We start from the raw sequence: 13,385 nt of genomic DNA on the forward strand, positions 1-13,385 counted from the left end.
TGACTATTAGGTAAGGAACCATGGTTAATAATGTCTTATGCAAGCTTATCTGGCGGGCGCGTCGATGACACGATTATGAAGAAGGCCTTGTCATTACGCGACACACCTCCTAAAAGCAAAGGTGGGTTACTTTCCGCCCCCGGAATCAGGCTCTTTGATGTCACGGCGAACGACCGGTTGACACCGACGGCAGAGGTACGGAGCGGCGATGCGAAGCTTCGCTGTAGGTAACCGATAAAGAATTTGGCGCGAGCGGACAGGGATTGTCAGCAGCGCTTTTGTAACGGCAGATCGCGCAGACAAGGCGCGTGGAGCCAGCCCTTTCGAGGGTGTTAACGCATAACCCCAAGAATCATTCCGATTTTTGGATAAGGATTATGCGCAACGTTAATTGTTATTGCGTCCTTTGTGCGTCCAAAAAAGAACGCACGGCGCAGTAACTGGGTCGGCATTGCAAACAAGCGTGCCATTCGTGAGGTCGTTTCGTCAGGAACAGGAATGTTTGGTACAGACGTGATTTTAACCGGCTTGCAAGCCGCGGCTGCCCGAGGGCAGCTCCGCGCGATGCCGTGTCTGTCTGTTTCTGCGAACTTTAATAAATCCGGCAAATGTGAAGACGCGGCTCCAGGAACCTTACGGGTGTCCTGGCTGCCCCGCGTCGACAGCGTTTTAGCCGGGGAGAAGAATTATAATGTCGGACAAAATGCTAATCGACGCCTCCCACCAGGAGGAAACACGCGTTGTCGTGGTTCGCGGCAACCGGATTGAAGAATTTGACTTTGAATCGGAACACAAGAAACAAATCAAAGGCAATATCTACCTGGCGCGTGTTACGCGCGTAGAACCGTCCCTTCAGGCTGCATTCGTTGAATATGGCGGCAATCGCCACGGCTTCCTCGCATTCAGCGAAATTCACCCAGATTATTACCAGATCCCAGTCGCCGATCGTCAGGCTCTGATAGAGGCCGAGGCAGAAGCTGCCAGCCAGGATGAAGATCATGAAGAGCATGCAAACGAGCAGCGCAGCCGTGATCGCAACGATCGCAGCTCACGCAATCGCCGCCGCGGCCGTCGTGGTCCGAGGCAGAATGACGATTCGGTAAAGCTTGAAGCTTCCGACGAGGAAAACGTCAGTGAGTCCGGCGACGATTACGGGGCAACTGAACACGCCGCCGCGGACGAATCGGCTGATGACAGCTCGTCCGGGGAGAGCAGTGGCCAGACACGCGCAGCATCGATCGACGCGGATGTGATTTCGGAAGCCATCGTTGTCGAGGCGGATGACGCAACCGGGAGCGAGTCCGAAGAAAGGCCCGCATCCGACGCCGGTGATCACCGTTCGAGAAGGTCCAGGGGCCGTTCTAACGAAGACAAGGACGAGGTGCACGACGAACTTGATGAAGTCGAGTCCGTTGGAGCCGAGGATGCGATGGAGGAGGTACCGACGCATCAGCGCTTTCAGCGCCGTCAGTACAATATCCAGGATGTCATCAAGCGCCGGCAGATCCTGCTGGTTCAGGTTGTCAAGGAAGAGCGTGGCAACAAAGGCGCGGCTCTTACGACGTACCTCTCGCTTGCAGGCCGTTATTCCGTATTGATGCCGAACACTGCACGTGGCGGTGGCATTTCGCGCAAGATAACCAGCATTCAGGACCGCAAGCGTCTGAAGGATATCGTCAAGGATCTCGAAGTGCCGAAGGGCATGGGCGTAATCCTGCGCACTGCCGGTGCCATGCGTACCAAGCCGGAGGTCAAGCGCGATTACGAATACCTGATGCGCTTGTGGGAGAACGTCCGCAGTCTCACCCTCGCATCAACTGCACCTACCCTCGTCTACGAAGAAGGCAGTCTGATCAAGCGCTCGATCCGCGACCTCTACAACAAGGATATCACCGAAATCCTCGTTGCCGGCGAGAACGGATATCGCGAGGCCAAGGACTTCATGCGCATGCTCATGCCGAGCCACGCCAAGGTCGTTCAACCCTATCGCGAATTGACGCCGATCTTTGCTCGCAATGGTATCGAAGCGCAGCTGGACCGCATGCTGCAGCCGCAGGTGACGCTCAAGTCCGGCGGCTACATCATCATCAATCAGACTGAGGCGCTGGTGGCAATCGATGTCAACTCCGGCCGCTCGACCCGCGAACATTCCATCGAAGACACTGCCTTGCAGACGAGATCTTGAAGCAGCGGATGAAGTTGCGCGTCAACTTCGATTGCGCGATCTTGCCGGGCTGATCGTCATCGATTTCATTGACATGGAAGAGAACCGCAACAACCGCGCGGTGGAAAAGCGGATGAAGGATTGTCTGAAAGATGATCGCGCCCGCATTCAGGTCGGCCGGATCTCGCATTTCGGTCTTCTTGAGATGTCGCGCCAGCGCATCCGCGCCAGCGTTCTTGAAAGCACGACCCAAGTGTGCGCCATGTGCGGCGGCACAGGCCACGTGCGCTCCGCGTCCTCCATCGCTCTGCACGTCATGCGGTCGATCGAGGAATATCTGCTGCGCCACTCCCAGAACAATATCATTGTTCGTACGACGGTCGCGACTGCTCTCTATGTCCTCAACCACAAGCGACAGAACCTCGCCGATCTCGAGACACGCTTTGGCCTGACCATAAGCATAGAAGCAGACGACAGCGTCGGTGCCCAGCATTTTGCCATCGACAAGGGTTCTCTGGCGCTCGGACCGATCATTCCGCTGACCGAGACACCGACGATCGGCATCGCCGATGATTTCGATGAAACCGACCCGGTCGTCGAAGATGCGGATGAGGACGTCACAGAAGCCCAGACGGGCGAACCTGTGAGAACCGCCGACAATGACGATGCATCGCGTAAGCGCAGACGCAAGCGGCGTCGTCGCGGTGGTCGCGATCGCCAGGAATCAGCCGGCGCGGAGCAAGGCCAGTCAGTCCGTAGCGACGACGATGCCGATGATGCCGACCAGCCTCCGGTTGAAGGCGAGGATGCTGCTGCTACCAAAGCACGCGAGGAAGAAAACGAGCGTCGCAAGAAGCGCCGCCGCGGGCGTCGTGGCGGTCGCAAGAACAAGCGCGATGGCGACGATACGGACAGCCGGGTCGCCGCTAAGATCGTTCCGGACGCCGAGCCGGTGTTTGTGTCGATCCCGTTGCCGGATTTTGCCAAGCCAAAGACGATCGAAGCGATCGCCGATGCGGCAGAGGCAGCATCCGTGTTTGTGACCGCAGAGGCGCTTGTCACCGACGCACCAGCAGTGATCGACGAAGCTCCCGCGAAGAAACCCGTCAAACGCAAGTCTCGCGCCAAGGCGGCAATTGAAGCGGCCGAAATCGCCGTCGCCGAGGTCCTTGCCGAAGCGGAATTGAAAGCACCGGCCAAACCGAAACGCGCACCGCGCAAGTCGGCAAAAAAAGTAGAGGCCGTTGAAGCAGTTGCTGACGAAGCGACTTCCGCTGTGGAAGCGCCTCAAACAGCTCCTGTGCAAACGCAGCCTGAGCCGGAACCGGAGCAACCCGCACCGGCGCCCGAACCAAAGAAGGTCGAGGAGAGCAAGCCAGTTGTTACCTCCTCCACCGCGAAGGAAAAGAAAAACGAAGGTGAACCGGCGCCCAAGCGTGGCTGGTGGCAAAAGAAGGGCTTCTTTTGAGCTTCAAAAGCCCATCATGAATAAACGACATGAAGAACCGGCATCATTGCCGGTTCTTCTTTATCGAGATCTGTCAATTGCTTGCTGACGCCGCAGATTTGCCGGAATAGGCTGGCTTCACAAAGTGGGGAGCGTTACAAGCCTCTCTTTCTTTCAAATGTCGATTTGGGTACGAATAGGACATGATTGCATTCCAAAAGATCAGTTCAAGTCAATCGATTGCTGCGGCGATGCGCAGTCTCCTTACCCTACTCACCGCGTGCGCGCTGGCTATCGGGCAAACGTCTGTCGCCAGGGCTCAATCGAGATCCGTGCCAATCGTTCGTGATGCGGAGATTGAGGCACTGGTCACCGATTATGCTACTCCCATCGTCAAGACGGCGGGCCTTGGCAAGCAGGCAATCCGCATTGTCCTGGTCAACAACCCCAGTTTCAACGCGTTTGTCGACGGCCGCCGCATTTTCATTAACACCGGTGCCCTGCTCCAGGCCGAAACGCCTAACGAAATCATCGGTGTTCTCGCGCATGAGACTGGTCATCTTGCCGGCGGTCACCAATTCAAGCTTCGAGAACAACTGGCTAATGCCAAGACCATGGCTGTCGTGGCAGGTTTGCTCGGAGCAGGCGCTATGGTTGCCGGTGCCGCCAGCCGCCAGGGCGGGCTCGCGCAGGCTGGCGCGGGCGCCGCCATGGGTGGTACGGAAGTCGCCATGCGAAGCTTGCTCAACTATCAGCGGACGGAAGAGATGGCGGCAGACCGTTCCGCCATCACCTACCTTGCAAGCACCGGACAATCCGCCAAGGGCATGCTGACGACGTTTGAACGTTTTTCCAGCGCGCTGTCGCTGACCGGTACACGCATGGATCCGTATCGGATCAGTCACCCCTTGCCGCGAGAACGCATTGCCAATCTTGAAACACTGGCGCGGGCGAGTCCCTACTTCGACAAGCTGGACAGCCCTGCCTTGCAACAGCGTCACGACCTCATGCGCGGCAAAATCGCCGCCTATACCGGTGGCGGAGCCAGTGTCCTGCAGACATTCCGCAAGGACCCGCGCAATATCGGCGCACGTTACGGCGATGCTATTGCGACGTATCTCAACGGTTCTTCGCAATCAGCACTTTCTAAGATCGATGCGCTGATCAAGGAACAGCCGAAGAACCCTTATTTCCAGGAAATAAGGGGGGGAAATTCTGCTGAAGCAAAATAAAGCGGCGGATGCGGCTACAGCATTTCAAAAGGCCGGCACACTCGATTCTGCGTAAGTCCAGCCTGATCCGCATGAGCTATGGCCGGGCATTGATGCTAACGGGAACGCCAGCCAATCTGAAGGCGTCGATTAACGAAATCAAGGCAGGTATCGGCCGGGACCGCGAGTCTCCTGCTGGTTACGGTTACCTGGCGCAAGCCTATGGCCAACTGGGTGACATGCCCCGTTCCGATCTGGCCAGTGCGGAAGAAAAATACTATTCCGGCAAGATCCAGGAAGCGCAAATCTTTGCTACTCGCGCACAGCGTGGCTTGAAAAAGTGGCTCACCCGAGTGGATACAGGCTCAGGATATCATCAGCACCAAGACCAAGCGCAAGTGAGACGCGGCAGTCCGCGTTCGTTGCAAAACAGGATTTGAAAAGGACAGTTCACTATGACAAAAGTCACTCTGGTTGCTGCAGCCGCCGGTCTTGCCGGCGTTGCTGCGCTCGCTCTCGGCTACCAGGCGGGGCGGACTGACTTGGTCAGCGCTGCACCTGACATGTCAACGATCACGGCCGCGACCACAGACCGGGCAGAAATTGAAGGGATCGTGCGGAACTACCTCATCAACAATCCCGAGGTAATGATCGAAGTCCAAACAGCTCTCAACGCCAAGCAGGAGGCAGCTCAGAAGGAAGCCTCGACGCAGGTTATCAGCGAAAACAGGGACAAGATCTTTCTGTCGCCGATGGACGCCGTCTTCGGCAATCCGAATGGTGACGTGACGATCGTCGAGTTTTTCGACTACAATTGCGGCTATTGCAAAAAGGCATTGCCGGACATGGATGCGCTACTGCAGAGCGATCCGAACCTGCGCTTCGTCATGAAGGAATTCCCGATCCTTGGTGCGGATTCAACTCGTGCGCATATTGTTGCAAAGGCATTCAAGGCGGTGATGCCAGATAAATACCTTGAGTTCCACCGTGATCTGCTGGGCGGTGAGGGTCGCGCGACTGAAGAATCCGCGATGGCGATTGCGGTCAAACTTGGCGCCAGTGAGGCACAGCTACGCGAGAAGATGAAGTCGCCTGAGGTTACGCAGGCTTTCCGCGACAACTATGACCTGGCGAACAGCCTGAGCATCACCGGCACACCGTCATATGTCGTAGGCAATGAGGTTGTTCCTGGTGCACTTGGCGCCGACGCGCTGGCCGAGAAGATCAGCCATATTCGCAACAAATAGAGTTAATATTTACTTCTGCCTGCGAAAACCCTTTGTGGACAAGCAATAACGTGACTTTGCAGGCTTTTCGCTTGCCGATAAGCCGTCTATATGGGACCAGAACCTCGAACCGTCCGGTACATCATGAAGCAGCAGATTTTCATCCTCAACGGCCCGAACCTCAACATGCTTGGAAAGCGTGAACCGGGGATCTATGGCGCCGCGACATTGAGCGATATCGAGGCTTTGTGCCGTGCAGAAGGTGAGTCCCTCGGGGTTGAAATCATCTTTCGCCAGTCCAATCATGAGGGTGATCTGGTCAGCTGGATTCAGGAAGCAGGCGAGCAGAAGGCATTGGTATTGATCAATCCCGCCGCCTACACGCATACATCCATCGCATTGCATGATGCCATCCGCGCGGCCGCTGTCACGCTGGTGGAAGTTCATCTTTCCAATATTCACGCGCGCGAGTCATTCCGTCATCACTCTTACGTTTCCCCTTTGGCTAAAGGGGTGATATGTGGCTTCGGGGTCGATGGCTACGTGATGGGCCTGCGCGCACTCATCAAGCTGGCGGCGTCGCAATAGCGCAGACCGCCAAATAGAAATAAGGGGCTTGAAAAAGCATGGCTAGCAGAAACACCGGGATCGACAAGGTCATGATCCGCGATCTTGCGGAAATCCTGAACGAGACGGACCTCACCGATATCGAGATCGAACAGGGCGACCTTCGCATTCGCGTTTCGCGGCAGGTCACGGTTCAGGCTGCAGCGCCTCAGGCGGTCTACGCACAAGCCCCCGCTGCCGCTCCTGTTGCTCCGGCGGCTGCCGCACCGGCCAGCGATCCATCGAAGAATGCCATTCCGTCGCCTATGGTCGGGACTGTTTATCTTGCGCCCGCGCCGGGCGCGCGCGACTTCATACAGGTTGGAACGCAGGTCAAGGAGGGCCAGACGCTTCTGATCATCGAAGCGATGAAGACAATGAACCAGATCCCCTCGCCGCGCGCCGGTACTGTTACCGCCATCCTCGTCACCGATAGCCAGCCAGTCGAATACGGCGAGTTGCTGGTTGTGATCGAGTAAGGGCCAGATCGAGAGCGTGATGTTTCAGAAAATTCTCATAGCCAATCGTGGCGAAATTGCTCTGCGCGTCCTGCGTGCGTGCAAGGAACTCGGCATCCAGACAGTCGCCGTGCACTCGACTGCCGACGCTGACGCCATGCATGTCCGCCTAGCCGACGAGAGCGTCTGTATCGGCCCGCCTCCTTCGCGCGAAAGCTATCTGAATATCCACCAGATTGTTGCTGCCTGCGAAATTACCGGCGCAGATGCGATCCATCCTGGTTACGGTTTCCTTTCGGAAAACGCCAAGTTTGCTGAAATCCTTGAGGCCCATAACATCACTTTTATCGGCCCGACCGCTGCGCATATCCGCGTCATGGGCGACAAGATCGAGGCCAAGCGGACCGCAAAACGTCTCGGCATTCCGGTCGTTCCCGGTTCGGATGGCGGCGTCACCGACGACAAGGAAGCAGCCCGCATCTGCGCCGAGATCGGTTATCCGGTCATCATCAAGGCCTCAGCCGGCGGCGGTGGCCGCGGCATGAAGGTCGCGCTGAATGAGGACGAGCTGTCGATTGCGCTGTCGACTGCGCGCTCCGAGGCTGGTGCCGCCTTCGGCGACGATGCGGTCTATATCGAGAAGTACCTGCAGAAACCGCGCCATATCGAAGTCCAGGTCATGGGCGACGGCAATGGCAAGGCTGTGCATCTCGGCGAACGCGACTGTTCGTTGCAGCGCCGCCACCAGAAGGTATGGGAAGAGGCCAACTCACCTGCCCTCAATTCCGATGCACGCGAGCGGATCGGCATGATCTGCGCCAATGCCATGGCCGACATGGGATATCGCGGCGCCGGTACCATCGAGTTTCTCTACGAGAATGGCGAGTTCTATTTCATTGAAATGAACACCCGCCTTCAAGTCGAGCATCCCGTGACCGAAGCCATCACCGGCATTGATCTCGTCCACGAACAGATCCGTGTCGCCTCCGGCGGCGGACTGTCGGTAACCCAGGAAGACATCCGTTTCTCCGGCCATGCCATCGAATGCCGCATCAACGCCGAAGACCCGCGGACCTTCACGCCTTCACCTGGCAAGATCACTCATTTCCATACGCCCGGTGGTCTCGGCATTCGTGTCGATTCCGGTGTTTATACGGGCTACAAGATCCCGCCATACTACGACAGCCTCATCGGCAAACTGATCGTCCACGGCCGCAACCGGGTTGAATGCATGATGCGTCTGCGGCGGGCCCTGGATGAGTTCGTTGTCGACGGGATCAAGACGACCCTGCCGCTTTTTCAGGATTTGATCAACAATCCCGACATTGCCAACGGTGATTATGATATTCATTGGCTCGAGAAATATCTGGCTGGCGATACAGCTGACACAGCAGAAGAATAGGTATGTCGGGTAGAGACCCGGAAGAGATATTCAGAATTGACCCCGCATTGCTGTTGCGCGCCTACGCAACCGGGGTCTTTCCTATGGCCGAAGAGGCAGACAACCCCGAAATCTTCTGGGTACGTCCGGAAAAGCGCGGCATCATCCCCTTTGAGAATTTTCATGTATCACGCAGCCTGCGCAAGGTTGTCCGCCAGGCGCGTTTCGACATTCGCTATGATACGGATTTCGCCGGCGTCATTGACGGCTGCGCCAGCGGTAGCGGCGAACGCGCCCGCACCTGGATCAATGCCCCCATCCGCGAGGCGTATGGCAAGCTGTTCGAACTTGGCTATTGCCACACGGTCGAAGCATGGCACGACGGAAAGCTGGCCGGCGGGCTCTATGGCATCGCCTTGGGTTCGGCCTTTTTCGGCGAGAGCATGTTCTCACGCGAACGGGATGCATCGAAAGTCTGCCTCGTCCATCTCGTCGGCCATCTGATCGACAAAGGCTTCACGCTGCTCGACACCCAATTCACCACCAATCACCTGGAGACTTTTGGTGCGGTCGAGATCCCGCGACGGCAGTACCAGAAAATGCTGGAAAATGCTTTGGCCCAGCCGGCTGAATTCTAGAGCAACATAACCATCACATTGCCGTGCTAGCCTGGAGCATTCCCGCCAGCGCTTAGTGCAATCCAATAAATTTTTGCCGGGATGTCGGACTGACTGCCTGACGTTCGTCCTTGGACCGGGAAGACCCCAACCACAAAAGGAGACCTGCCGTGAAAATCAACCCATATCTGCTTTTTGACGGTCAATGCGAACAAGCATTCAAGTTTTACGAAGACGTTTTAGGTGGCAAGATCGAGGCCATGATCCGATTTGACGAAATGCCGGAGAGCGGCGATCATTCGCCCGAATCCGCAAAGAAAATCATGCATGTATCGCTGAAGTTCGGCGACAACGTTCTGATGGGATCGGACGATCCTTCTCCCAATTTCCAGAAGGCACAAGGCATGAGCGTTGCCCTTCACACGGACACCCCAGGCGAGGCCGAAAGCCTGTTCGCCGCGCTGTCAAAGGACGCTACAACCGTCATACTGCCGATCACCGAAACGTCTTGGGCGCTACGGTTTGGCATGCTTGTCGATCAATTCGGCACACCGTGGATGGTCAACTGCCCGAAGGCCGGCTGACGGGCCACCTCACAATGGCCCTGGTCCGCACCGGCGTAGCGGGGCCTACCCCTTGTCAGGCGCGGGAACGTCGGACTTCTGCTTGCAGCTCTTCAGCCAGACGTCATAGACAGGATGCTCCACGGCGTTGAGGCCGGGACTGTCGGCAAACATCCAGCCGGAGAAAATCCGGCGGATTTTGCGGTCGAGCGTGATTTCATCCACTTCGACAAACGTATCCGTCTTCGGTGCTTCCGTATCGGGACGCGTATAACAGGCGCGCGGCGTCAGCTGCAGCGCACCGAACTGCACGGTCTCGTCGATATAGACGTCGAAGGTCGTGATACGGCCTGTAATCTTGTCGAGACCGGAAAAGACGGCAATTGGATTGGTAATCTTTTCGTCGGCCAAGGCCCGCGCCGCAAGTGTCGCGGGGATCATTCCAGCGATCAGTCCGGCTGCAACAAGGCGAATCTTCTGACGGAAGAGAAAGGACAGAGTCGAACGGATCATTTCACTTCCGGTTTCAGCTGTTGCCAAGGGAGACTGCGATTCCAGCCCGTCGATAATGACCAATTGTGGCAGAAGAAGATCGGATCAAGAACCGGGCGTCCAGGCGTCGTAATCACCTGTCACGGTCGGGCGATTGTCGCCATGTGCAATCGAACCCTTCGGACGGTATGCGGCTGCTGAGCCGGTTAGATTAGGCTGGTGATTCGTTTCCCAGCCATATGGCTTGTAGTCTTCGCGGGAAGGAGGCGTTTCAACCCTGTGATGCATCCATCCGTGCCAGCCAGCAGGAATGGCCGACGCTTCGGCGTAGCCATTGTAGATCACCCAGCGGCGCTTGCGGCCCTCGGAATCGAACGTGCCTTCATAATAGACGTTGCCGAACTGGTCTTCGCCGACCTTGGTACCCTTGCGCCAGGTGAAGAAGCGCGTACCGAGCGTCTGTCCATTCCACCAGGTGAAAAACTGAGTAAAGAAGGTCTTCATGGCAATCCTCGAACGATGTCGTTCAATCCATACTACTATGGCAACTCAACGGTTTATGGCCGTATCATTGCGCGATAGCAAGGGTCAAGTTGACGCGCGAGCAGGTTCCAGCCTTAACTTGAAACCCGCATGGGTCTTTTCAAATCCGAGCCTCTCATAAAAGCGGTGCGCATCGGGACGTTTGGCATTTGATGTCAATTGCACCAGCGCAATACCGCGCTCTCGAGCGACATCAAGGCAGTGGTTGATCAACCGCGCACCGATGCCCCTGCTGCGCATGTCAGCGCGCGTTTGCACGGCCTCGATGGCCATTCGCCTCGTTCCGCGCCCGGTAAGCGAGGTAATGAAGGTCACCTGCGCGGTAGCAACGATTTCATCTTTTAGAACGCCAACAAACAGGAGATCATTCGGGCTCGCCTGGATCGCTGCAAAAGCACTTTCGTAAAGCGGTAAAGCCGCCGGATCAGTCGTATCACCATGGCCTCCAATGGAATCATCGGCAAATAACTCGACTAAAGCCGGCAGATCTTTGCGCACGGCCTGCCTAAACATCAGTTCCGTATCAATTGTCACGGTGCCAGCTCATACCCGGTCAGCGATTTCTCCAGCACTACGGCGGAGATGCCCGAATTCGGCTCGCCCCAATTGTCGATGCGGCCATTGGTGCGTTCGAATCCCCTGCTTTCATAAAATCTGATAGCGTTTTGATTCTGCTCGATAACTTCAAGCTGCAGCGCAAAGACGCCGGGGAAAGCACTTTCGACCTCGGCCAGAAGCAGCGATCCGACGCCCTGCTTTTGATGTTCGGGATGGACGTAGAGCTGGTTGAGGATCGACAGCTTGTGATCCTTCTGGGATGCGTAGGCCATGCCCAGAATGTCGGCGCCATCGTCAGCGATGATGAATTCCGAATAAGGCTTGGCCAACTGCTTCTTCAAAGCGTCCAGCGAGTGATAGCGATCGGTGATCGCGTTGACTTTCTCAACCCCGTAGACATCGTCATAGGTCGCGTGCCAGGTTTCGACCAGCATGTCGCGCACAGCATTCAGATCTTCTTTCGTAGCGCTGCGGACCCACATCTATTCGACGATCCCGAGCTTGGACTTGACCAGATCGCTGAGGACTTGCGGATTGGCCTTGCCGCCCGTCGATTTCATCACCTGTCCGACAAACCAGCCGGCGAGGCTGGGCTTTGCCTTGGCCTGCTCGACCTTGTCCGGATTGGCAGCAATAACGTCGTCGATCGCTTTTTCGATCGCACCGGTGTCCGTAACCTGCTTCATGCCGCGGCTTTCAACCAGCTCGCGCGGGTCACCGCCCTCATTCCAGACGATCTCGAATAGATCCTTGGCGATCTTTCCCGAAATCGTGCCTTCCTTGATAAGGTCGATCACTGCGCCAAGCTGCGTCGGCGAAACCGGCGATTCCTCAATGCCCTTGCCAGCCTTGTTCAACGCACCGAGCAGATCATTGATCACCCAGTTGGCGGAAAGCTTGCCATCCCGCCCATTGGCTACCGCCTCGTAGTAATCGGCAATCGCCTTCTCGGTCACGAGGATCGACGCATCATAGACAGACAGGCCCAGCTCAGAGACCAGGCGGGCTTTCTTGTCGTCCGGCAACTCCGGCAGATCGGCCTTCAGCTCATCGACATATGCCTGCTCGAATTCGAGCGGCAGTAGATCGGGATCGGGGAAATAGCGATAATCATGCGCCTCTTCCTTGGAACGCATGGAGCGTGTTTCGCCCTTCACCGGGTCGAACAGCCGTGTTTCCTGATCAATCGACCCGCCGTCTTCGAGGATCGCGATCTGACGACGCGCTTCGTACTCGATGGCCTGTCCGACGAAACGGATCGAGTTGACGTTCTTGATTTCGCAGCGCGTACCGAATTCGCCGCCTGGCTGGCGCACGGAAACGTTGACATCGGCGCGCATCGAGCCTTCGTCCATGTTGCCGTCGCACGTGCCCAGATAACGCACGATGGTCCGCAGTTTGGTAAGGTAGGCTTTTGCCTCATCGGACGAGCGCATATCCGGCTTGGAGACGATTTCCATCAGTGCGACACCGGACCGGTTCAAATCGACGTAGGACATGGTCGGGTTCTGGTCGTGTAAAGACTTGCCCGCGTCCTGTTCCAGGTGCAGGCGTTCGATGCCGATTTCGATGTCTTCGAACTCGCCCTTCTTATCGGGGCCGACCGAAATGATCATCTTGCCCTCACCGACGATGGGCTGCTTGAACTGCGAAATCTGATAGCCCTGCGGCAGATCGGGATAGAAATAATTCTTGCGATCAAAAACCGACTTGAGGTTGATCTGCGCCTTGAGGCCGAGCCCCGTGCGGATCGCCTGGCGCACGCACCATTCATTGATCACCGGCAACATCCCGGGCATCGCCGCATCGACCAGCGACACATTCTCATTCGGCTCGGCGCCGAAAGTCGTCGACGCGCCGGAAAACAGTTTCGAATTGGATGTAACCTGGGCGTGAACTTCCATGCCGACGACGATCTCCCAATCGCCTGTGGCACCGGAAATGAAACGCTTGGGTTCGGGCGTACGGGTATCAACGAGAGTCATGCTGGCCTGTCATTCGTAGCTAAAAATATCTTTACATTGGCTAGTGCAATCCGCCGGATGAGGCAAGTGTTTCTCAATCTGCATGACGTGAGATTGAGGAAATGCTGGCGATTCCGCGCTCGATCTCTCCATAA

General features: G+C 56.7%; 11 protein-coding genes and 2 pseudogenes. 8 read left to right on the top strand and 5 right to left on the bottom strand.

Annotated features, from left to right (window positions below; all coding sequences use genetic code 11):
* Window positions 1-691: 691 nt before the first annotated feature.
* The 8 genes and pseudogenes from N8E89_RS17130 to N8E89_RS17165 all read left to right on the top strand — a co-directional run bounded on the left by N8E89_RS17130 (window position 692) and on the right by N8E89_RS17165 (window position 9,694).
* A pseudogene (locus N8E89_RS17130) lies at window positions 692-3,632 on the top strand (ribonuclease E/G).
* A 182-nt stretch (window positions 3,633-3,814) separates the two neighbouring features.
* Window positions 3,815-5,224, top strand: a pseudogene (locus tag N8E89_RS17135) (M48 family metalloprotease).
* Window positions 5,225-5,277: 53 nt separating this feature from the next.
* Window positions 5,278-6,069, top strand: a complete 792-nt coding sequence (locus N8E89_RS17140; RefSeq protein WP_106663173.1) for a DsbA family protein — start codon at window positions 5,278-5,280, stop codon at window positions 6,067-6,069.
* 123 nt (window positions 6,070-6,192) lie between these two features.
* On the top strand, window positions 6,193-6,636 hold the full coding sequence (aroQ, locus tag N8E89_RS17145; RefSeq protein ID WP_106663172.1) for a type II 3-dehydroquinate dehydratase: 444 nt from the start codon (window positions 6,193-6,195) through the stop codon (window positions 6,634-6,636).
* Window positions 6,637-6,674: 38 nt separating this feature from the next.
* The gene (gene accB / locus N8E89_RS17150; RefSeq protein WP_106663171.1) at window positions 6,675-7,133 is read left to right on the top strand and encodes an acetyl-CoA carboxylase biotin carboxyl carrier protein; all 459 of its coding nucleotides are present in this window, start codon (window positions 6,675-6,677) and stop codon (window positions 7,131-7,133) included.
* A 19-nt stretch (window positions 7,134-7,152) separates the two neighbouring features.
* On the top strand, window positions 7,153-8,514 hold the full coding sequence (accC, locus tag N8E89_RS17155; RefSeq protein ID WP_106663170.1) for an acetyl-CoA carboxylase biotin carboxylase subunit: 1,362 nt from the start codon (window positions 7,153-7,155) through the stop codon (window positions 8,512-8,514).
* 83 nt (window positions 8,515-8,597) lie between these two features.
* Entirely contained in the window at window positions 8,598-9,131 is a 534-nt protein-coding gene (gene aat / locus N8E89_RS17160; RefSeq protein WP_245448660.1) for a leucyl/phenylalanyl-tRNA--protein transferase, read from the top strand.
* Window positions 9,132-9,280: 149 nt separating this feature from the next.
* Window positions 9,281-9,694, top strand: coding sequence for a VOC family protein (locus tag N8E89_RS17165; protein WP_106663168.1), 414 nt, complete (start codon window positions 9,281-9,283; stop codon window positions 9,692-9,694).
* 45 nt (window positions 9,695-9,739) lie between these two features.
* Here N8E89_RS17165 and N8E89_RS17170 read toward each other — a convergent pair whose 3' ends face one another.
* The 5 genes from N8E89_RS17170 to gatB form a co-directional block, all read right to left on the bottom strand.
* Window positions 9,740-10,114: a DUF2155 domain-containing protein gene (locus tag N8E89_RS17170; RefSeq protein ID WP_262261946.1), complete on the bottom strand. Its 375-nt coding sequence runs from the start codon at window positions 10,112-10,114 to the stop codon at window positions 9,740-9,742.
* A gap of 156 nt (window positions 10,115-10,270) precedes the next feature.
* Window positions 10,271-10,669, bottom strand: a complete 399-nt coding sequence (locus N8E89_RS17175) for an NADH:ubiquinone oxidoreductase subunit NDUFA12 (RefSeq protein WP_106663166.1) — start codon at window positions 10,667-10,669, stop codon at window positions 10,271-10,273.
* A gap of 84 nt (window positions 10,670-10,753) precedes the next feature.
* On the bottom strand, window positions 10,754-11,221 hold the full coding sequence (locus N8E89_RS17180) for a GNAT family N-acetyltransferase (RefSeq protein ID WP_106663350.1): 468 nt from the start codon (window positions 11,219-11,221) through the stop codon (window positions 10,754-10,756).
* A 17-nt stretch (window positions 11,222-11,238) separates the two neighbouring features.
* Window positions 11,239-11,748: a GNAT family N-acetyltransferase gene (locus N8E89_RS17185; RefSeq protein ID WP_106663165.1), complete on the bottom strand. Its 510-nt coding sequence runs from the start codon at window positions 11,746-11,748 to the stop codon at window positions 11,239-11,241.
* Window positions 11,749-13,251, bottom strand: coding sequence for an Asp-tRNA(Asn)/Glu-tRNA(Gln) amidotransferase subunit GatB (gene gatB, locus N8E89_RS17190; protein ID WP_106663164.1), 1,503 nt, complete (start codon window positions 13,249-13,251; stop codon window positions 11,749-11,751).
* Between the last annotated feature and the right edge of the window lie 134 nt (window positions 13,252-13,385).

Origin of the sequence: Phyllobacterium sp. A18/5-2, from assembly GCF_025452215.1 — a bacterium.
In the GTDB taxonomy this organism is placed as follows: domain Bacteria; phylum Pseudomonadota; class Alphaproteobacteria; order Rhizobiales; family Rhizobiaceae; genus Phyllobacterium; species Phyllobacterium sophorae.

Excerpts from the sequence above, each read along its gene's own strand:
- N8E89_RS17140 (WP_106663173.1), top strand. The coding sequence starts at position 5,278 with ATGACAAAAGTCACTCTGGTTGCTGCAGCCGCCGGTCTTGCCGGCGTT.
- gatB (WP_106663164.1), bottom strand. The coding sequence starts at position 13,251 with ATGACTCTCGTTGATACCCGTACGCCCGAACCCAAGCGTTTCATTTCC.
- N8E89_RS17170 (WP_262261946.1), bottom strand. The coding sequence starts at position 10,114 with ATGATCCCCGCGACACTTGCGGCGCGGGCCTTGGCCGACGAAAAGATT.
- N8E89_RS17185 (WP_106663165.1), bottom strand. The coding sequence starts at position 11,748 with ATGTGGGTCCGCAGCGCTACGAAAGAAGATCTGAATGCTGTGCGCGAC.
- N8E89_RS17175 (WP_106663166.1), bottom strand. The coding sequence starts at position 10,669 with ATGAAGACCTTCTTTACTCAGTTTTTCACCTGGTGGAATGGACAGACG.
- aat (WP_245448660.1), top strand. The coding sequence starts at position 8,598 with ATGGCCGAAGAGGCAGACAACCCCGAAATCTTCTGGGTACGTCCGGAA.
- accC (WP_106663170.1), top strand. The coding sequence starts at position 7,153 with ATGTTTCAGAAAATTCTCATAGCCAATCGTGGCGAAATTGCTCTGCGC.
- aroQ (WP_106663172.1), top strand. The coding sequence starts at position 6,193 with ATGAAGCAGCAGATTTTCATCCTCAACGGCCCGAACCTCAACATGCTT.
- N8E89_RS17180 (WP_106663350.1), bottom strand. The coding sequence starts at position 11,221 with ATGTTTAGGCAGGCCGTGCGCAAAGATCTGCCGGCTTTAGTCGAGTTA.
- accB (WP_106663171.1), top strand. The coding sequence starts at position 6,675 with ATGGCTAGCAGAAACACCGGGATCGACAAGGTCATGATCCGCGATCTT.